The organism is Chryseobacterium indologenes, from assembly GCF_002025665.1.
Taxonomy (GTDB): domain Bacteria; phylum Bacteroidota; class Bacteroidia; order Flavobacteriales; family Weeksellaceae; genus Chryseobacterium; species Chryseobacterium metallicongregator.
Genome location: NZ_CP018786.1, coordinates 1221531 through 1241743 on the forward strand (window position 1 = coordinate 1221531; position 20213 = coordinate 1241743).

The 20213-nt window shown below is 37.4% G+C and carries 16 protein-coding genes; 12 read left to right on the plus strand and 4 right to left on the minus strand.

Annotated elements, in window-relative coordinates; all coding sequences use genetic code 11:
- Nucleotides 1-10: 10 nt before the first annotated feature.
- Both BUE84_RS05605 and BUE84_RS05610 read left to right on the plus strand, forming a co-directional pair.
- Entirely contained in the window at nt 11-3133 is a 3123-nt protein-coding gene (locus BUE84_RS05605) for an efflux RND transporter permease subunit (protein WP_079240834.1), read from the plus strand.
- Nucleotides 3114-4565 carry a TolC family protein gene (locus BUE84_RS05610; RefSeq protein WP_079240835.1) on the plus strand — a complete coding sequence of 484 codons (1452 nt, stop codon included), beginning with the start codon at nt 3114-3116 and terminating at the stop codon, nt 4563-4565. Before BUE84_RS05605 ends, BUE84_RS05610 begins: the two co-directional genes overlap by 20 nt.
- A gap of 253 nt (nt 4566-4818) precedes the next feature.
- On the opposite strand, the gene BUE84_RS05615 is transcribed toward BUE84_RS05610, so the two are convergent.
- The gene (locus tag BUE84_RS05615; protein ID WP_034692134.1) at nt 4819-5241 is read right to left on the minus strand and encodes a cold shock domain-containing protein; all 423 of its coding nucleotides are present in this window, start codon (nt 5239-5241) and stop codon (nt 4819-4821) included.
- Nucleotides 5242-5926: 685 nt separating this feature from the next.
- On the opposite strand from BUE84_RS05615, the gene BUE84_RS05620 reads away from it, so the two are divergent.
- Entirely contained in the window at nt 5927-6682 is a 756-nt protein-coding gene (locus BUE84_RS05620) for an SDR family oxidoreductase (protein ID WP_079240836.1), read from the plus strand.
- An 81-nt stretch (nt 6683-6763) separates the two neighbouring features.
- Here the strand turns inward: BUE84_RS05620 and lgt are convergent, their stop codons facing one another.
- Nucleotides 6764-7600, minus strand: coding sequence for a prolipoprotein diacylglyceryl transferase (gene lgt / locus BUE84_RS05625; protein WP_079240837.1), 837 nt, complete (start codon nt 7598-7600; stop codon nt 6764-6766).
- Nucleotides 7601-7743: 143 nt separating this feature from the next.
- Entirely contained in the window at nt 7744-8748 is a 1005-nt protein-coding gene (locus BUE84_RS05630; protein WP_079240838.1) for a LacI family DNA-binding transcriptional regulator, read from the minus strand.
- A 169-nt stretch (nt 8749-8917) separates the two neighbouring features.
- Here BUE84_RS05630 and BUE84_RS05635 point away from each other — a divergent pair, with 169 nt between their 5' ends.
- From BUE84_RS05635 to BUE84_RS05665, 6 genes are all read left to right on the plus strand, one after another.
- Nucleotides 8918-10348 (plus strand): mannitol dehydrogenase family protein, encoded by a 1431-nt coding sequence (locus BUE84_RS05635; protein WP_167595383.1) that lies wholly within the window; start codon nt 8918-8920, stop codon nt 10346-10348.
- A 7-nt stretch (nt 10349-10355) separates the two neighbouring features.
- Complete coding sequence (locus BUE84_RS05640; protein ID WP_079240839.1) at nt 10356-11702, plus strand: MFS transporter; 1347 nt, start codon at nt 10356-10358, stop codon at nt 11700-11702.
- An 87-nt stretch (nt 11703-11789) separates the two neighbouring features.
- A complete protein-coding gene (locus BUE84_RS05645; RefSeq protein ID WP_079240840.1) occupies nt 11790-12515 on the plus strand; it encodes a hypothetical protein in 726 nt (241 codons plus the stop codon).
- A gap of 61 nt (nt 12516-12576) precedes the next feature.
- Nucleotides 12577-13497, plus strand: coding sequence for a carbohydrate kinase family protein (locus BUE84_RS05650; protein ID WP_079240841.1), 921 nt, complete (start codon nt 12577-12579; stop codon nt 13495-13497).
- 80 nt (nt 13498-13577) lie between these two features.
- Nucleotides 13578-14273, plus strand: a complete 696-nt coding sequence (locus tag BUE84_RS05655; protein WP_079240842.1) for a VIT family protein — start codon at nt 13578-13580, stop codon at nt 14271-14273.
- Between the two features lie 269 nt (nt 14274-14542).
- Complete coding sequence (locus tag BUE84_RS05665; RefSeq protein ID WP_079240844.1) at nt 14543-16561, plus strand: beta strand repeat-containing protein; 2019 nt, start codon at nt 14543-14545, stop codon at nt 16559-16561.
- Between the two features lie 447 nt (nt 16562-17008).
- On the opposite strand, the gene BUE84_RS05670 is transcribed toward BUE84_RS05665, so the two are convergent.
- Complete coding sequence (locus tag BUE84_RS05670) at nt 17009-17905, minus strand: helix-turn-helix domain-containing protein (RefSeq protein ID WP_079240845.1); 897 nt, start codon at nt 17903-17905, stop codon at nt 17009-17011.
- A 196-nt stretch (nt 17906-18101) separates the two neighbouring features.
- On the opposite strand from BUE84_RS05670, the gene BUE84_RS05675 reads away from it, so the two are divergent.
- The 3 genes from BUE84_RS05675 to BUE84_RS05680 are packed head-to-tail and all read left to right on the plus strand — an operon-like array spanning nt 18102 to nt 20149.
- Nucleotides 18102-18953, plus strand: a complete 852-nt coding sequence (locus tag BUE84_RS05675) for an aldo/keto reductase (RefSeq protein WP_079240846.1) — start codon at nt 18102-18104, stop codon at nt 18951-18953.
- A gap of 29 nt (nt 18954-18982) precedes the next feature.
- The gene (locus BUE84_RS24365; protein ID WP_156121966.1) at nt 18983-19153 is read left to right on the plus strand and encodes a hypothetical protein; all 171 of its coding nucleotides are present in this window, start codon (nt 18983-18985) and stop codon (nt 19151-19153) included.
- Nucleotides 19154-19165: 12 nt separating this feature from the next.
- A complete protein-coding gene (locus BUE84_RS05680) occupies nt 19166-20149 on the plus strand; it encodes an aldo/keto reductase (protein ID WP_079240847.1) in 984 nt (327 codons plus the stop codon).
- Nucleotides 20150-20213: the final 64 nt, after the last annotated feature.

Genomic DNA, 20213 nt, shown 5'->3' on the forward strand with positions numbered 1-20213 from the left:
TCAACTAACTATGGTAGAAATGTTTATAAGACGAAAGGTTCTTTCGTTGGTTATTTCCATATTATTTGTATTGCTGGGAATCATGGCGCTGCTAAAAATGCCCATTACCCAGTTTCCCGATATTGTACCGCCTTCAGTAACCGTTACAGCAAAATATACAGGAGCAAACGCCGAAGTATCTGCCAATGCGGTAGCCCTTCCTTTGGAACGTGCAATCAATGGAGTTCCGGGGATGACTTATATGTCAACAGTAACCTCTAATGATGGTCTTACGCTTATTCAGGTTTTCTTTGAAGTAGGGACAGACCCTGATGTGGCAGCGGTAAACGTTCAGAACAGGGTAACAACAATTCTTGATGAGCTTCCTGAAGAAGTAATCAGAGCCGGTGTAACTACTGAAAAAGAGGTGAACAGTATGCTGATGTACCTTAATATCACAAGTACAGATCCGAGCCAGGATGAACAGTTCATTTATAACTTTACGGATATCAACGTCCTTCAGGAACTGAAACGTATTGATGGAGTAGGGCGTGCTGAAATCATGGGGCAGAAAGAATATTCAATGAGAGTATGGCTGGATCCTCAAAAAATGGCAGCTTACAATATTTCAGCAGATGAAGTAATTACTTCCTTGCAAAAGCAGAATATTTCTGCTGCTCCTGGAAAAGTAGGTGAAACCTCAGGTAAAACCTCAAGCCAGCTTCAGTATGTAATCAAATATAAAGGAAAGTTTTTTGAGCCTAAACAATATGAAGAAGTTCCCATCAGATCTGATGTGGACGGGACTATTTTAAAGCTTAAAGATATTGCGAAAGTAGAATTCGGAGCGATGAACTACGGAATGGTTTCCAAAACAGACGGAAGACCTTCTGCATCCATCATGATGAAACAACGTCCCGGTTCCAATGCTTCTGAAGTGATTGAAAGCGTAAAGACAAAAATGGAAGAATTAAAAGTTACTTCTTTCCCTCCCGGAATGGAATATAATATGGCTTATGACGTTTCCAGATTCCTGGATGCTTCTATCAGTGCGGTACTGACAACCCTTATCGAAGCCTTTATTCTGGTAGGAATTGTAGTATTTATCTTCCTTCAGGACTGGCGTTCTACATTAATTCCTGTACTGGCTGTACCGGTAGCATTGGTAGGAACTTTTGCCTTTATGAATATGCTGGATTTCTCTGTTAACCTTTTAACATTGTTTGCGTTGGTTCTTGCGATAGGTATTGTAGTGGATAATGCCATTGTCGTCGTTGAAGCCGTTCACGTGAAAATGGAGGAAGGAATGAATGCGATGGATGCCACCATCAGTGCCACCAAAGAAATTGCGGGAGCTGTAGTAGCGATTACCATTGTGATGTCTGCTGTATTTATTCCTGTAGCATTCCTGGATGGTCCGGTAGGAGTTTTTTACCGTCAGTTTTCATTAACGCTGGCCATCAGTATCGTAATTTCTGGGGTGAATGCATTGACGCTTACTCCGGCACTTTGTGCGATTATTTTAAAACCTCACGATCACAATAAAAAGAAAACCATTATTGACAGGGCTTTCCAGAGTTTCAATACAGGATTTGAAAGACTGACGAATGGTTATGTAGGTATTTTATCAAAATTTGCCACAAGAACTACAGTAACTTTCGGATTACTGTTTTTATTCGTTGGACTTACTTTTGTGACCAGTAAATTCCTGCCAACCGGATTTATTCCCATGGAAGATCAGGGAATGGTATACGTAAGTGTGACTACTCCACAGGGAGCAACAGTAGAGAGAACAGAAAAAGTACTGGATGAAGTGACGGTTATTGCTAAAAAAATTAAAGGCGTAGAAAACGTAACCACTCTTGCTGGGTACAGCATCGTAACAGAAATTGCAGGTTCTTCTTACGGAATGGCGATGATTAACCTTAAAGACTGGAAAGAAAGAAATATTTCAGTGAATGATCTGATCGCAGAACTTTCAGACAAAACAAAAAGCATTGCAGATGCCCAGATTGAAATTTTTGCTCCGCCAACGGTCCCGGGATTCGGTAATACCAGCGGTTTTGAATTACGTTTATTGGACAGAACCGGAGGAAAGATCGAAAATACAGATAAGATCACTAAAGACTTTGTTAAGAAATTAAACGAAGCTCCCGAATTGCAGAACAACTTTACCAGCTTTGATGCTACTTTCCCTCAATACATGATCAATGTAGATTATGATATGGCAGCGAAGAAAGGAGTATCGGTAGATAACGCAATGTCTACGCTACAGACCATGCTGGGATCTTATTACGCCACGAATTTTATCCGTTTCAGTCAGATGTATAAAGTGATGGTGCAGGCAAGTCCGGAGCACAGAGACACTCCGGAAAGTATTCTGAATTTATATTTAAAAAATGATAAAGGAGAAATGGTTCCGTTCTCAACTTTCATCACTATCGAGAAGGTATATGGCCCTGAAGTACTGACAAGGTACAATATGTATATGTCTGCGATGATCAATGGAGAACCTGCAGACGGTTACAGTTCCGGAGATGCCATTGCAGCCGTAGAACGTGTAGCTAAAGAAACCCTGCCCAGAGGATTCGATATTGAATGGTCAGGAATGACAAGGGAAGAGATCTTATCAGGAAACCAGACTGTTTATATCTTTGCAATCTGTCTTTTATTCGTGTATCTTTTATTGGCGGCACAATACGAAAGTTTCCTTCTTCCAATGCCTGTATTATTAAGCCTGCCAACAGGAATTTTCGGTTCTTATATCGCTTTGGTACTGATGGGATTGGATAATAATATTTATGCACAGGTAGCATTGGTCATGCTGATTGGCCTTTTAGCTAAAAATGCCATTCTTATTGTAGAATTTGCAGTGGCAAGAAATAAGCAGGGATTTGATATTATTCCGGCCGCTATTGAAGGGGCGAGACAACGTCTAAGACCGATTCTGATGACTTCTTTTGCATTCGTAGCAGGGCTTATTCCTCTATGTATTGCATCAGGAGCGGGAGCAATCGGTAACCGTTCCATTGGTACAGCAGCAGCAGGAGGAATGTTGATAGGAACTATTTTCGGATTAGTAGTCATTCCGGGACTGTATATATTCTTTGCAAAACTTGAAAATAAGAAGAAAGATGAAAAGATTAAATCATAGAAATATATTGTATGGAATAGCGTCACTGAGCTTGGTTTCTTGTGCTGTTCCCAAAGTAACGGACCTGAAAAAAGCCCAGGAATTACCAGAAGAGATCATCAAAGCTGACAAAAGTAAATCGACGGATGAATTCCAGCAGATCAATCTGAAAGCGTATTTTACAGATCCTCAGCTGCTTGAGCTTTTTGATAAAGTAGTTCAGGCTAATCCGGATTTTCAAATTGCCCAGCAGAGAGTGGAAATTGCCAATAGCTTCCTTCAAAGATCAAAGATGGATTTATTGCCATCTCTTGAAGTGGGAATACAGGCTTCCGGTGACCGCTACGGAAAATATACAATGGAAGGCGTTGGAAACTATGATACCAATCTTTCCCCTAATATCACGGAAAATCAGAAAATCAACAGAGATTTTACTCCTAATTACTGGCTGGGAGCAAGAAGCAGCTGGGAAATTGATGCCTGGGGAAAACTGAAAAATAAGAAGATTGCGGCTCAGAAGAAATATCTGGCTTCCACAGAAGGATTAAGATTATTACAGGTAGAGCTTTTCACAGATATTGCCAATCTGTATTACCAGTTGGTAGCGTTGGATAATCGTCTTGCCATTTATCAGAAGAACTATAAACTTCAGCAAAGAGCCTTTGAAATTGTTCTGGCTCAGCGTGAAGTGGGAAAAGCCACGGAGTTGGCAGTTCAGCAATTCAAAGCTCAGAATAACAACTGGTTGGCAGAGATTGAACACATCAGGGTAGAAATAGTTACAGTAGAACAGGCGATTACAACATTAACAGGAAGCTATGGCGGAGATGTTAAACGTGGGAAAATACTGATGCCTACCAATATGGAAGTTTTGAATAAAACCATTAATGTAGAAAATGTGATCCATTCAAGACCGGATGTAGCCGCAAACTATTATGTGTTGGAAGCTTCTCAGGCTGATGCGAAAGCTGCAAGAGCCGCTTTTTATCCTAAAATTGATTTGGGTGCCGGTTTTGGACTGAATTCCTTTTCCGTAGAAACGTTCTTCAAGCCAAGTTCACTGGCAGGGCAATTGTTGGGGGGATTAATGGTTCCTGTATTCAATAAAGGGCAGTTGAAATATGAATTTAAAGTAGCGAGCAAAGAGCAGGAAATTGCCTTTTTAAATTATCAGAAAAGTATTACCACTGCTTTTAATGAACTTCAGTCTATTTTGAAACAGACGAAGATCTATGAACGTGTTCTGAAACTGAAATCAGAAGAAGTAGGTTTCCTTGACCGTGGTGTGGAGGTTTCCAACGATCTGTATCTCACAGGCTACGCAAACTATTTTGAACTGATCAATTCTCAGAAAAGCAAACTAACTGCTGAGCTGGATTTACTGCAGTTTCAGCACCAGAATACCAGAAATAACGTCCTGTTGTTTAAAGCATTGGGAGGGAAACTGGATTAATTTTTTACTTTTTTTTACGATGAAGGAAGCTGTCTTTTTAGGCAGCTTCTTTTATGTTTTAACCGGATTCTACGGATTCCCGTAATGCTAATTGAAATAATTCCAGGATCTTGCATTAGAATCTAACTTTTTAAAAGTTGAGTTAACTTTTTTTATATGTCCCTAAAAAAAGAGACTGTCCTAACGGGCAGTCTCTTTGTATATGGTTTAAAATGAATCTGCTTTTAAGACAGAAGTATTTTATAAGTACATATTATTTAACAATCTGAATTTCAACAGCAGAAAATCCTTTAGGAGATTTCTCTTTTTCAAAAGATACCTTATTCCCTTTTTTCACCGGTTCTGCACAGTTGTTGTTGTGGAAGAAGATGTTTTCTTTGGAATTATCTTCCGTAATGAAACCATATCCTTTTTCGCTCAGGAAAGTAACAATTCCTGTTTTTCTTGGATCTTCTTCAATAATAGGTGCAGCACCCAATTGAATATCATCAAGATTTACTTCCTGTCTTTGTTCAGGTGGAGTAGATGTTAATCTTCCAAATTCGTCTACATACATGAAGACATCCTCCGCTCCTTTGTTGTTGTTCGTTTTACGTTCTTCGCGTCTTAGCGCCTTTTCTTTTTGCTTTTGAATTTTTTTCTTGAAATTTTCCTTTTTAGAAAAAGAATCTGCCATAAATTATTTTTAGTATTTAGTTTCTATAAATTAAATTGGTTCAATCTGGTCTGCTTCAGACCTATAAAGCCTGCCGATGTTTCCTGTTTTGGATATTTCCAATCATACAGAGCTTTAAAATTCCGACAAGTATTGTTCTTTAATAGAAGAATAAAAGTTAAAAATATGGCTGCTCAAGAGGCAAAGACTGAATAAAAAATATTCGGGTCGTTACAGAAAACAAAGTAATGACTTGGTTAATAATATGCAAATATACAACAATAAAATGAATAATCAGGTTTTAAATGATTGATTATCAGAAATGGTTTTAAGTGATATTTTATATTCGTAAGGAAGGGGTAAAGAAAGTTGTAATAATTGTATAAAAAAATCCTCAGAAGCCTGAGGATTATAAAAAAATATATTAAAAATGAAGTGGTGGTGCATAATACGGGAGGAAGGTATCAAATGTTATGCCTAAAATTGAAGCGAGTTTGTGAATTATCCAAAAGTGTTTAACTGAAAAGGCCCGTATCAAAGCGTATCTGGTTGGTAAATAACATTCTATTGAAAAATATTGTTTATATAAAATAATAAACATTTTTCCTTCGGTTTAAAAATAATAAAAAGAAATTCCGAAAATTTCACCATGTTGAAGCGGTTTTTATGATTGATCTTTGTCTCATTAACATTTAAATATAAAAACATGTCAACACAAAATGTACAGGGAAAAGTTGTTTTAATTGCCGGAGGAGGTAAAAATTTAGGCGGATTATTAAGCAGAGATTTTGCATCCAAAGGGGCAAAGCTGGCCATCCATTATAACAGCGAAAACTCAAGAACTGAGAGTGAGAAAACACTGGCTGAAGTGCAGGCATTAGGAGCTGAAGCATTTTTATTTCAGGGAGATCTTACCAAAGTAGATCATATCACGAAGTTTTTTGATGAGACCATTTCCCGTTTCGGAGGAATTGATATCGCAATCAATACCGTAGGAATGGTACTTAAAAAACCATTTTCAGAAACTACAGAAGCTGAATATGATACCATGTTCAATGTCAATTCAAAATCTGCTTACTTCTTTCTTCAGGAAGCTGGTAAGAAGTTAAACGATCATGGGAAAATCTGTACCATTGTAACTTCATTATTGGCGGCCTACACCGGATTATATTCCACATATGCAGGAGCAAAAGCACCGGTAGAGCATTTTACAAGAGCCGCTTCCAAAGAATTCGGGGCAAGAGGAATTTCCGTCACAGCTGTAGCACCCGGACCAATGGATACTCCTTTCTTCTACGGGCAGGAAACAGACGATGCCGTTGCTTATCATAAATCTGCATCTGCATTAGGAGGACTTACGGATATTAAAGATATTGCTCCGCTGGTAGAATTTCTGGTAACAGAAGGCTGGTGGATTACCGGACAAACCATTTTTGCCAACGGTGGCTATACAACGAGATAGCATATTATAAAATCCATTCAAAAAAGAAACTCACTGAAAGTTGTTTTCAGTGAGTTTTTTATGGTAAAAGAAATAAGAAAATTAAGTAGTTTTAATCTTTCTTTTCTCCAGGATACTTTTGATGATAAAGAATAATCCAAGAAGAACAAATGGAATACTCAGAAGTTGTCCCATATTCATACTCATTCCGTGCTCAAATTCTACCTGATCTACTTTGATAAATTCAATCAGAATTCTCATAATAAAGATCAATAGAATACTGATTCCAAAGTAAAACCCTTTTCCGATCTTAAAAATATTCTTCCTGTAAATAAAATAGACAGCAAGGAAGATAATAAAATAAGAGATAGCTTCGTAAAGCTGGGCAGGATGCCTCGGAAGATCATCTACCTGACGGAAGATAAAAGCCCATGGAACATCGGTAGGAATTCCTATAATTTCAGAGTTCATCAGATTGGCAAGCCTGATAAAAGTACCACCTAACGGAAGTACAATCGCTATGGCATCCAGAACGGTCATGAACGGGATAGAATACTTTCTTGCATAGATGAGAAGCATAATTACCAGACCAATACCGCCACCATGACTCGCAAGACCCGCAAATCCTGTGAAATGGTAGGCTCCATCCGGCCCTTTCTGAATTGGTAAAAAGATCTCAAGCGGGTGCTGCGAATAATAATCAAAATCATAAAAAATACAGTGACCTAATCGGGCTCCCACCAAAATTCCTATTAATGCATAGGAGAATAAAGCTTCGTGTGCCTGTGAACTAAGACCTTCTTTTTTATAAATTCTTTTTAAAATATTGAGAGATAAAACAAGTCCCGCAAGGAATAGTAATCCGTAATATTTTATGGGAAGTCCTAAGATATTGACGATTTCGGGATTAACATCCCAGTTGATATATAATAAATTCATTGCTGCAAAGATAAGAAAATAGGATTTTCTGAACAGAATGGTGTGCTTTGAAGAGGTTATATATTGAACTGTAATCTGTTACCCGAACTTTTTGCCATTTTACAATAGACTATAAATGCCATACTATCAAAATTGAGAATCATTTAAGTAGAAGCTCTGTAAATGAGTTCTGCATCCATCAATACTGCTCTGCTTGGGAGACTATTGTTTTTGATCTTTTCCAATACCAGCTCTGCGGCAGTTTCACCCATTTTTTCCAAAGGCTGCTGTACACTGGTCAGCTGAGGATACACCATCGTTGATAATTCCGTTCCGGAAAAGCTTGCAATAGAAACTTCGTCCGGGATTCTTACTTTTTGTTCAAGAAGAAAATTCATAGCTCCCATGGCGAGGGTATCACTAAAGGCAAAAATACTGTCGAACACTATATTCTTATTTAATAGTTGCTTAACTGCTTTTTTTCCATGCTCGAAAGTCATTCCATCGGTCTGTACGATCAGGTTTTCATCAAAAATATTGTATTTCATAAGAATGCGCTTATAACCATTTACCCTTTCTACAGCATTTCGGATGGTTGAAGGTCCCATGAGATGAATGATTCTTTTTCTTCCTGTCTTAATTAAATATTCTACCATTAATGAAGCTTTAATAGCATCATCAATAATAACCTTCGATACATCCAGAGATTTGTGAGGAATCCTGTCGAAAAAGATTAAAGGAGTTCCTCTATCCATAATACTTTGATAAATATCATTATTAGAGGTTTCATGACACAGGTTAATAATAATAGCATCCACATTAAACTCTTCCAGAAGCTGAAGATTTTTTCTCTCAATAAGAGGATCTTCATCAGACTGAGTAATAATGATACGGTATCCGAGAGGGTAAAGAATATTCTGAATTCCTTTCAGTACAGTGGAAGAAAAAGGAGTAATCATTTCTGGCACTACAAAGCCAATTGTCCGAGATTGTCCCGATTGTAAATTCAAAGCGGTAAGGTTCGGTTTATAGCCCAATTTCTCTGCAGCATCCAGCACTCTTTTTCGTGTCTCTTCATTCACATTTTTATCATGAAGCAGTGCTCTGGAGATGGTAGAGGTAGATAATGACAAAAATTTGGACAGATCTTTAATCGTAATACGTCTCATCAGCCTTGTTTTTGGACTAAAAATAATAAAAAAATAGACAATTGGGAACGTTCCCTGATTTTTGGGAACGTTCCCAGCTTGAAATTTGTAAAAAAAATATCCGGTTAACCATTTGTTAATATAGTTTTAACGAATCGGTTAATATGATAACAATTTTATGTTTATAAGTATGATTTATTACAACTATGATGTATCGGAAATCCACACTGGAATTTTACATATTGGAGTAGGGAACTTTCACAGGGCGCACCAGCAGTTTTATACCAATATGCTGCTTAATGACAAGGATCAGAAAGATTGGGGAATCTGCGGAGTATGTCTGCTGCCTTCAGATGAAAAGATCGTAAAGAATTTAAGAGCTCAGAATCTTCACTATTCTCTTACCGTTTGCGGAAGAAACGGAAATGATGAGGTGTATAAAATAGGCTCTTTGAGAGAGTTGATCTGGGGAATAGAAGATCCTGACGCTGTGGTGAAAAAAATTGCAGACAGCACTGTTAAGATCATCACTTTAACCATTACAGAAGGTGGTTATAACCTTGATAAAGAAACGGGAGAATTTATATTGGAAGATGAAAAAATACAGCATGACCTGAAAAATCCTTCCATTCCTAATACTGTTTTCGGCTTTGTTGTAGAAGGACTGCGCCAGAGAAAGATTCAAAATGCAGGACCAGTTACAATTCTTTCATGCGATAATCTTCAGCATAATGGAAATACGGCAAAGAGAGCTTTCATCTCATTTATAGAAGCTCAGGATGCAGAACTGGCAATATGGGTAAAGGAAAATGTAACCTTCCCAAACAGTATGGTAGACCGTATTACTCCGGCCACAAATCCGGAAGATGTGGAAAGATTAAATAAGTTGAATGGAACGGATGATCATGCTCCTGTATACTGTGAAGACTTTACACAATGGGTGATAGAAGACAACTTTATTGCAGGAAGACCGGCATGGGAAAGAGTAGGGGTACAGTTTACCAATGATGTAACTGCATTTGAAAATATGAAATTAAGCTTATTGAATGCTTCCCACACCCTTTTATCCTATCCGGCTTTCTTAATGGGTTACCGTAAAGTAGATCAGGCTATGGAAGATGAAAATCTTGTGAAATTCATCAGAGATTTTATGGATACAGACGTTACCCCTTTCGTCCCGGCTCCTGAAAAAACAGATCTGGAAAAATATAAACAGACATTAATCGAAAGATTTGCCAATCACAGTGTAAGTGATCAGGTAAGCCGTTTGTGCTTCGATGGGATTTCAAAATTCCCCGTTTATATCATTCCTAATCTTGGTAAAATGATCAAAGGATGGAAAGATCTTACCAGACCGGCTTTTCTTATTGCTTCCTACAGACATTATCTTACATATAAAAAAGATGATCAGGGCAACACCTTTGAGACAGCAGAACCCTGGATTACCGAAAATGATCAGAAGCTTATTACCAGTGAAAATCCACAGGACTTTCTGGAATTGTCAGCGTTTAAAGGAATTCAGCTAAAAACTTCTGAATTGTTCATCAAACAATACAGCCGTTTTGTAGAAGATATAAAAAACTCAGGAACCGCTTCGGTTTTACGATCCATCATAAAATAATTCAGCCATGCAGATAAATCCAGGGATAACCTCTTCAGACCATAAAACAAACAATGCTATACTGCCGTTTGTCATCATTACGTTTATCTATTTTATTGTAGGTTTTCTGACCACAGTGAATGAACAGTTACAGGCTCCTCTGAAATTTACTTTTTTGAGTCATGCAGGCAGTCTTAAAAATACATTCACTACCCTGATTTCCTTTTTCTTCTTTTTAGGCTATCTTCTGAATGGAACTCTGGGAAGCAAATGGGTGAATGCCTTTGGATATAAGAATACAATCCTGCGAGGGCTTTTCTTTATGATTTCAGGTCTTTTTATGTATCTGTGTTCATCATGGGTTGGTGACCATTATCCTGATTTGAAATTTAATATAAAAGATGCTGTTATTCCTTATGGATTTATCGTCTTTGTTATGGGGTCCTATTTAATGGGAACCTCAGCGGCAATCATTCAGGTAGTTGTCAATCCTTATGCAGCATCCTATGAACTGAAAGGGACACAACCTGTACAACGTCTGAATATTCTGACTGCAATCAATTCTATCGGAACAACTTCCGCCCCTTTTTTTGTTACCGTAGTGATGTTCAGTGGGATTTCCATTGAAAATATAGAAATCAGGCAGCTTTTGTTTCCACTTTCTATCTTGATTGTCTGCATTCTTATGGTCATGATCATTACAAAAAGACTTCACCTTCCTGACCTTGCTCATACAAGAGTGGTAGGAGAAGAAAAACTGGAGAGAAGCATTTGGTCATTCAGACATTTTGTGCTGGGCGTTTTGGCCATCTTTTTTTATGTAGGAACCGAAGTGGCCATTGGTGCTAATATTAATCTGTATGCTTTTGAGCGCATGGATTCAGGGTATCCAATTACATTTTTTGGCAAAACAGATATCATTGTCGGAGGGATGGATTTAGGAATTCATGCATTGTTGTCTACATTATATTGGGGTGGTTTTCTGGTAGGAAGAGCAGTGTCCAGCTTCTTCAGTAAGATTTCTGCAAGAACACAATTGATGGCAACCACAATACTTGCAGCAATACTTGCTTTAATATCGATGATTACCCAGAACCTTTGGTTTCTTGTAGCAATCGGCCTTCTGCATTCATCCATGTGGAGCTGTATTTATACACTTTCTATTAAAGGTTTGAACAAATATACCTCAAAAGCATCAGGTATTTTTATTTCTGCCGTATTTGGTGGAGCTGTATTTACGCTTATTCAGGGAGGTTTGGCAGATATTTTAGGCTCATGGAGATGGACGTGGTGGCTTACCGTAATCTGTGAACTGCTTATGCTTACCTATGCGCTGTTCGGATCGCGTATAAGAGAAAAAGACCTTATTCACTAATTATATAGTTTCTTTCAATTCATGTAAATATCCTGTAGACTATTACCGGATGCAGGATACTTACTGCCTTAAAAAAACACTTGAATCATGGTAAAAAACTATTTATTACCTTGTTTCCTGATTATAGGAAATTGTCTGGGTGCGCAGGAAGTGCATTCAGCGTTGCAGCTTCGCAACAGCCATTTATGGCGCGGAATTGAAGTCTCAGCAGGGCTTATTTATACCGGAGATCTACATCTTGACTATAAGAATTTTTATGCAGGATTCTGGGCAGGTGGAAATGTTGATGGTTCTTATAAAGAATTCAACAACTATATAGGATATAAGAATAAGTATCTTACACTGGAGGTATGGGATATCTATAATTTTTCACCGGGAGCGGCCTATAACAATAAGGAGTTTTTTAATTATTCTGCGAGAGAAACCGGACGTTTTTGGGATTTCAGGTCTTATTACACCATAAGTGAGCAATTTCCTTTAGTACTCAGCTGGAATACAGTTATTTTCGGAAGAGACCGAAACAGTGAAAATACAGGGAACAAGTATTCTTCATTTGTTTCGGGAGAATATCCTGTATACAAGAAGGATAACCTTGAAATAAGAGGAAGAGTAGGTTATGCTTTTGCTTTGGACAGTCATGGAGAAAAGAATAATTTCTTTGCTAAAGATTCTGGTTTCAATGAGATAAGTCTTATCGTTTCGAAAAGTTTTACCATTGAAGGCTATAAAATTCCTATGGGAATATGGGGAATGTGGAATCCGGTTAACAATAATGCATTTCTTCAGTTTTCTGTGCAGGTTTATTCATTCTGAAGCAAGGAGATTCAAAGAGTAAATTTTTTATAAACTCAATACATTTAATTACTTTTATATAATGGAATACAAAAAAAATAAAGCAGTATGTTTTGGCGAAGTGCTCTGGGATATTTTTCCGGGAGAGCAGAAGAGAGTAGGAGGTGCTCCTTTTAATGTAGCCTACCATCTTTTCAAAATGGGCGTAGAAGTCAATATGATAAGCAGTGTGGGAGATGATCAGCTTGGGCGTGATCTTTTGGATAAAATGAAAAACTGGAATATTCCCGCAGATCATGTTCAGATCAATACAGAGTATCCAACAAGTACAGTCATTGCTACAGTAGATGAAAATAACGATGCTCATTATGATATTGTGGAAGGAGTAGCATGGGATTATATTGAAACAACCCCGGAAAATATGGAAATCTTTAATACAACAGATGCGTTGGTATTTGGAACGCTGGCAGCCCGAAATGAGAAATCCAGAAATACCCTGTTTCAGCTGCTTGAACTCAGCGATTATAATGTCTTTGATATCAATCTCAGAGAACCTTATTATGAGGTTGGAATGATAAAAGATTTGCTTCACAAAACCCATCTCGCTAAATTTAATAAAGCAGAAATGCGAATGATGCTTGATTTTTTAGGAAAAGCATACACTACAGAAGAAGACGGAATGAAATATCTTCAGGATCAGTTTGATCTTAAAGAAATTATAATCTCCAAAGGAAGCAAAGGCGCTCTGTATGCCTCAGAAGACCATTTTTATCTGTATCCTACCATACCGGTTACTGTAAAAGATACTGTAGGGAGCGGAGATTCATTCCTGGCAGGATTTCTTTCCAAAAGATTGGAAAAAGGAAGTACCATCCCTGAAATTATGACTCAGGCTGTCTCTCTCGGAGCATTCATCACCTCACAGGAAGGAGCATGCCCGGAATATTCATTAGAAGATTTTATCAGATTTAAGAACGAACATCCAGTATCAGTTGTAAGCTAAGATGGTAGAATCTCATGTTAATTTAAATTGATTCTTGATGAAATATTGGGTAACTTTAGCCAACCACCAAAACAAAAGTTATGCATCATCAGCTGGAGAAACATTATGTAAACAGAGTAGGCTGGCTTCGTGCAGCTGTGTTAGGAGCTAATGACGGATTATTATCCACCACAAGTATTGTTATAGGAGTTGCAGCTGCGGAACCGGATCGGCATATTATTATTCTTGCAGCACTGGCGGGTATGATTGCCGGGGCAATGTCTATGGCAGCCGGTGAATATGTTTCCGTAAGTTCACAGGAAGATACAGAGAAAGCAGATTTGATCCGCGAAAAGCGTGAACTTGAACAAATGCCGGAGGTAGAACTTAGAGAATTGGCCAAAGTGTACGAAAAAAGAGGCTGTACCAAAGAAACAGCGATGCAGGTAGCCATTGAATTGACAGAACACGATGCACTGGGAGCACATGCCCGTGATGAACTTGGAATTAATGAAATAACACAGGCTAAACCTTTACAGGCAGCAATGGCTTCTTTCGGTTCATTTGCTGTAGGAGCTTTATTACCATTTGCAGTTTCTCTTTTGGCTCCAATTAAACAGATGGTGTACTTCCAATATGGATTCTCCATCATATTCTTGATGCTTTTAGGAGCAATTTCTGCCAGAGCGGGAGGTTCAAGTATCAAAATAGCTGTATTGAGGATCTGTTTCTGGGGAACTGTTGCCATGGGAATTACAGCATTAGTGGGAAGGCTTTTTGGAGTGAGTGTAGCGTAAATTTTTATTTATATATGAATAATTGTTAGAAGATTATTCAGTAAGGTTGCAATTCCGTATTGCTATATTCATCTGGACAAGAATTTTTGATGACTTGGTTTTTCTTATTGATTTTCAGGTGTTTATTTTTAGTGATGTATATGTGATGTACCCTTAGTGTATATTTGATGTATTCCTTATCTCGTAGTAAGGCTTGTTTTGTGTTTATTTTTGACGAATCGAATTTAGAATTATCGAATTTAGAATTGTTAACATTAAAACAAGAATTTATGAAAAAAAAAGTATTACCATTGGCCATATTACTGCTTACTTTTTGCAAAGTGCATTCGCAGGTAGGTATTAATACGACAAGCCCTGCAGCTACTTTGGATATCACTGCCAAAAATGCTACAGGCACCTCTACCAGTGTAGACGGAGTTTTGATTACCCGGCTAGACCGTCAGAGAGCCCAAAGTATGACCGGAGTTCCTGCTTCCACCTTAATTTATGTCAACAGTGTAGCTACCGGATCACAAACGGGAACAGCTGTCAATATTGATACCGTGGGGTACTATTATTATAATGGAAGTGCATGGGTAAAACTGCATAATCCCACCAATTCAGCAACGGGTAATATCTACAATACAGATGGTACTCTTACAGGGAACCGTACCGTTTCGCAGGGAAGCAATACCCTGGCATTTACGGGAACACAACCCAATGCGTTTTCTGTAAACGGAAGCACTTTTTCTGTAGATGCAGCCAATAGCCGTGTTGGGGTTGGTACAGTATCACCCGCTAATAAATTTGTGGTAAAAGGTTTTAATGCACAACCTTCAGCGTTAGGCTTAGAACCTACCAATGCTACACTTAGAGTTGACGGGGACAGCAACCATGCTATGGATTTTGGAACCTATCTAAACGCTCCTTATGGGACTTATATTTCCAGTCAGAACAAAACTTCTGCTACAGGTCTCCCTTTAGTCTTAAATCCAGTGGGAGGAAATGTGGGGGTTAACACAACTCCTAAAACAGCACTGGATGTGAATGGGGCTATTACCAATCGTGAAACCGTAGTTTCCGTTTCTGGCAATGCAGCTTCCGTACCTTCCAATGTAAGCCAGATACAGCTAACAGGTTCTGCAACAGGAACAGTAACGATTACAGCCCCCGCAGCTCCTAATGCAGGGCAGCGTCTTATTGTGTTTAATAATACAACAGGAGGATTTGGGGCTACACTAGGTGGAGTTACTGTTCCCAACGGGAAAGCCCTGGAATTTGTTTACAGTAATTCGTCCTGGGTCTCTACGGAAGGCGGTCTCTTGGGAGCAGCTCCGGTGAATATCTACAATACAGATGGTACTCTTACAGGAAACCGTACTGTTTCGCAGGGAAGCAATACCCTGGCATTTACGGGAACACAACCCAATGCGTTTTCTGTAAACGGAAGCACTTTTTCTGTAGATGCAGCCAACGGCCTTGTTGGGGTGGGTACAACCACACCTAGTACTAAGTTGACGATCAGTACCCCTGATAGTAATTTCGGGCTGAGTCATACCAACGGTACCATCAGTCTAAGAACGTATATTGGGGGAGGAGCTGGTTTTGTGGGAACCAGTACGGCAAATGATCTGAAGTTGATGACTAATAATACTGCAAAAATGGTTGTTACCTCTGGTGGTACTGTAGGTGTTAATGTGTCTTCTCCAAGTGCCGTGCTTGATATCATGAGTAATGGGGCTACTAATGCAACCAAAGCCCTGGAGATTAATGACAATACCAATAAGGAATTGTTACAGGTAGCAGACGACGGAAGCGTCCGGCTTGAAAAATACAAAAATATCGGGGTATTAGGTACAGATGCTAATGGATTTTTGGTGGACGGAAGCGCATTGAATATTCCTGCTATTTCTACAATAGGTTTTTCCAATGCTTCTGCTGATCAATCGGCAAATTCTGAGTATACTGTAACTTTTAGTATCAATAAAAATAATGCAGCGAATATTACGTATAGTAATGGCCTTTTTACCATCAATAAAGCGGGATATTATAATTTTTCAGTATATGTACGTTATGATATCTCCATGAACTCATCCACCGGAGGAACAGCCATAACACGATTATATAAAAATAGTTCTTTTTTTACATATTCTATTACGGGGCATGGGGACGGAACACTAGATGTAGGGCATAATCTGTCAGGAACCCGGTTTTTCAATGTAGGTGATGTTGTTAAAGTTGGAACAGTGTATACCAGGACTTTTAAAATAACTGATGGATCAATTTCTATTGTGTATTATGGTACCTAGTAATACTATTTTGTTTGTAGTATAATAAGGGAGGTTTGGGATGTATTCCAAACCTTTTTTTATTATCATCAGTGAATTTTAATGATAATGAGGTTGTTACAGAGAAAATATGAGCTGTTGAAAAAGAAAACCTCTGAAAATCAAAAGATTTCAGAGGTTTTGTACCCATAAACGAAGAGATATCGAAACATTTAGTGGAAGATTTAGAAAGAATCGTAGAATTAAATAATCCTTTAATGTGACCAAGACTAGCGTATCTTCAAACACTTTTATCAATGATTTGCTACGTTTGAGGCAAATTAAACAAGAATTATATTGCAATAGTAAGTCTTTATTTGGCTGTGCTTTTCTCTATATTAATTGAAAATAAAATAGAGGTATTTGGTATGAGAGTTAGAAAATTTTTGACTTCCAAATAAAAAGTAAATAATTATTGTGATAACAGATTTAATTCAAACTTCTATATTCATTAGGAGTGACACCCGTTCTCTGCTTGAAAAGTCTGATAAAATGCTGTGGATATTTGAATCCTAATTCACAAGCAATCTGAGCAATAGATTTATCAATGTTGAAAACTCTTTCCTTGGCAACATCAATAATTTTATTCTGAATATATTCCTGCGCAGTTTTTCCTGTTTCTTTCTTAATCAGATCTCCAAAATAGTTGGGTGAAAAATGTAATTCATCTGCACAATAAGCCACAGATGGAAGCCCTACGGTATTAGGTTTCTCAGATGAAAAGTAGTTGTTTAGTAATTCTTCAAATTTTTCTAAAATACCCTTATTTATATTTTCCCGCGTAATAAACTGCCTGTCATAAAAGCGGTCACAATGATTAAGAAAAAGCTCAATATTTGATGTGATGACTTTTTTACTGTGTTTATCTACTGGTCGGCTCAATTCAGATTGAATATCAACGAACATTTCCAAAACCATTTGCTGCTCTTTTTTAGAGAGGTGCAATGCTTCATTGGTTTGATATCCGAAGAAACCGTATTCAGAAATACTTTTAGCTAAAGAAGTTCCCTTGATTAAATCCGGATGAAAAACTAATCCGTGTCCCAAAGGCTGATAGATGTCAATTTTATTTTCTACATCAACAATTTGTCCCGGAGAAACAAAAACCAACGTTCCTTCCTGGTAATCATAAGTTGCCCGACCGTACTTGAGGTCACCGCATTTCACATCTTTTAAAAAAATACAGTACAGATTAAAGTACATTTTAGACCCGGTCCTTTTATGCGCTTTTGAAAAATCTATCACACTTACCAAAGGATGTAAAGTTTCGTGATTATTAAATTGATTATAATCATCCACTGTCTCAAAATTGATGGAATTGCTCATTGCTGTATCATTTTCTAATGCAAATCTAAAGATAAAAATAACCTTTTTTTACAATCAGAATCAGAACAGTAATATTGGTTATCAATTCCGTAATCTGTCTACCAATATGCTTGTCAATAGGTTGGAAATTTGCAATAACAAGTTGATAAACAATATTAACTTCTTTATGAAGCAATAATTTAAATTAAAATCAAAAATGAAAAAAGTAATATTAAACAACGGATTAGAAATGCCAATTTTAGGATTTGGAGTATTTCAGGTACCGGATCCTTCGGAATGTGAAAAAGCTGTTATTGATGCTATCGACACTGGATATAGATTAATAGATACTGCTGCATCTTATGGAAATGAGCAAGCTGTTGGTAATGCGATCAAAGCCAGCCAGGTTGCAAGAGAAGATTTATTTATAACAACAAAGCTTTGGGTGCAGGATGCTGGATATGAAAATACATTAAAAGCTTTTGAAACATCATTGAAAAAACTTCAGTTGAATTATCTGGATTTATACCTTATTCATCAACCTTATGGAGATGTATTTGGTTCTTGGAGAGCAATGCAGGAATTGTATAAACAAGGAAAAGTAAGGGCTATAGGTGTTTCCAATTTTCATCCAGACAGGATTGCCGATTTAATTGCCAACAGTGGATTTACACCGGCAATCAATCAGGTAGAGACACATCCTTTCCATCAACAGGTTGAAACACAAAAATTCCTAATTGAAAATAATGTACAGATAGAATCCTGGGGACCCTTTGCAGAAGGAAAGAATGATATTTTTAATAATGAAGTTTTAAAAACAATCGCAGAAAAATATAACAAATCTGTAGCTCAGGTGATTTTGAACTGGTTAACAAGCAGAAATGTTATCGTTATTCCAAAATCGGTAAGAAAAGAAAGGATGGCTGAAAATTTCAACATTTTCGATTTTGAACTTTCTTCTGAAGAGATGAATGCTATCGCCACTTTAGATACTGCTTCCAGTCTTTTCTTTGACCATAGAGATCCCAATATGGTTAAATGGCTTAGTGAAAGAAAATTGGACTTTTAATCAAATTTCATTAGTAAAAATATGATCAAATGAATAGAAGAGATATAATAAAGACAGTTGGTTTAGCAGCCGTTGGAAGTACATTGCAAACTTTCAATTCCATACTTAAAGCAAATACAATTGATCATAAATTGTCAGAAGGAATATCACCTTTTGTACAGCAATTTTCCGATGTGGAAGCGCCTTTAAAAACAAAATAAAATTTAGTAAAAATGGAAAAAAGATTATTAGGAAATAACAAATTAGAAATTTCCGCATTAGGATTAGGATGTATGGGATTAAGTTTTGGTTATGGAAAAGTAACCGAAAAACAGGAAGCGATTCAGTTAATAAGAACCGCTTTTGAAAATGGAGTAACTTTTTTTGATACAGCCGAATGTTATGGTCCATTCACTAACGAAACATTGGTAGGAGAAGCATTGAAACTCTTTAGAAAAGATGTTGTAATTGCCACCAAATTCGGATTTGAAGATGGAGATTCTACAAAGGGCTTAGACAGTAGTCCTGCAAGAATCAGAAAAGTGGTAGAGGATTCTTTGAAAAGACTACAGACGGATTATATTGATTTATTTTATCAGCATAGAGTTGACCCAAATATTCCGATTGAAGATGTTGCCGGAATGGTAAAAGATTTAATTACGGAAGGTAAGGTCAAGCATTTTGGTCTTTCGGAAGCAGGTGTGGAAACGATTCGCAGAGCACACAAAGTACAACCGGTAACCGCTTTACAAAGTGAATATTCTTTGTTTTACCGTGAACCTGAAAAAGAAATCATTCCTATATTGGAAGAATTAGGAATTGGATTTGTTCCATTCAGCCCATTAGGTAAAGGTTTTTTAACGGGAGCAATTAATGAAAAAACAAAATTTGAAGACTCAGATTTTAGAAATATTGTGCCTAGATTCTCTGAAGAAAATAGAAAGGCAAACCAGGCTTTAGTAGATTTGGTAAAATCAATTGCAACAGAAAAAAATGCTACTCCTGCTCAGGTTGCTTTAGCTTGGCTTCTTGCTCAAAAGAGCTTTATTGCTCCAATTCCGGGCACTACCAAATTACATCGTTTAAAAGAAAATATTGGCGGAGCTGATTTAAAACTGAGTTCTCAGGATTTATCTGAAATCGAAGATGCTCTTTCTGTAATTAAAGTTGTTGGAGAAAGATATCCGCAGCATTTAAAAGAAAGGGTCGGAAAATAAGAATATACTAAAATCAATCAAGTGTAATATTTTATTCTTACCAAAAGAAAAGTGTATTCATTTT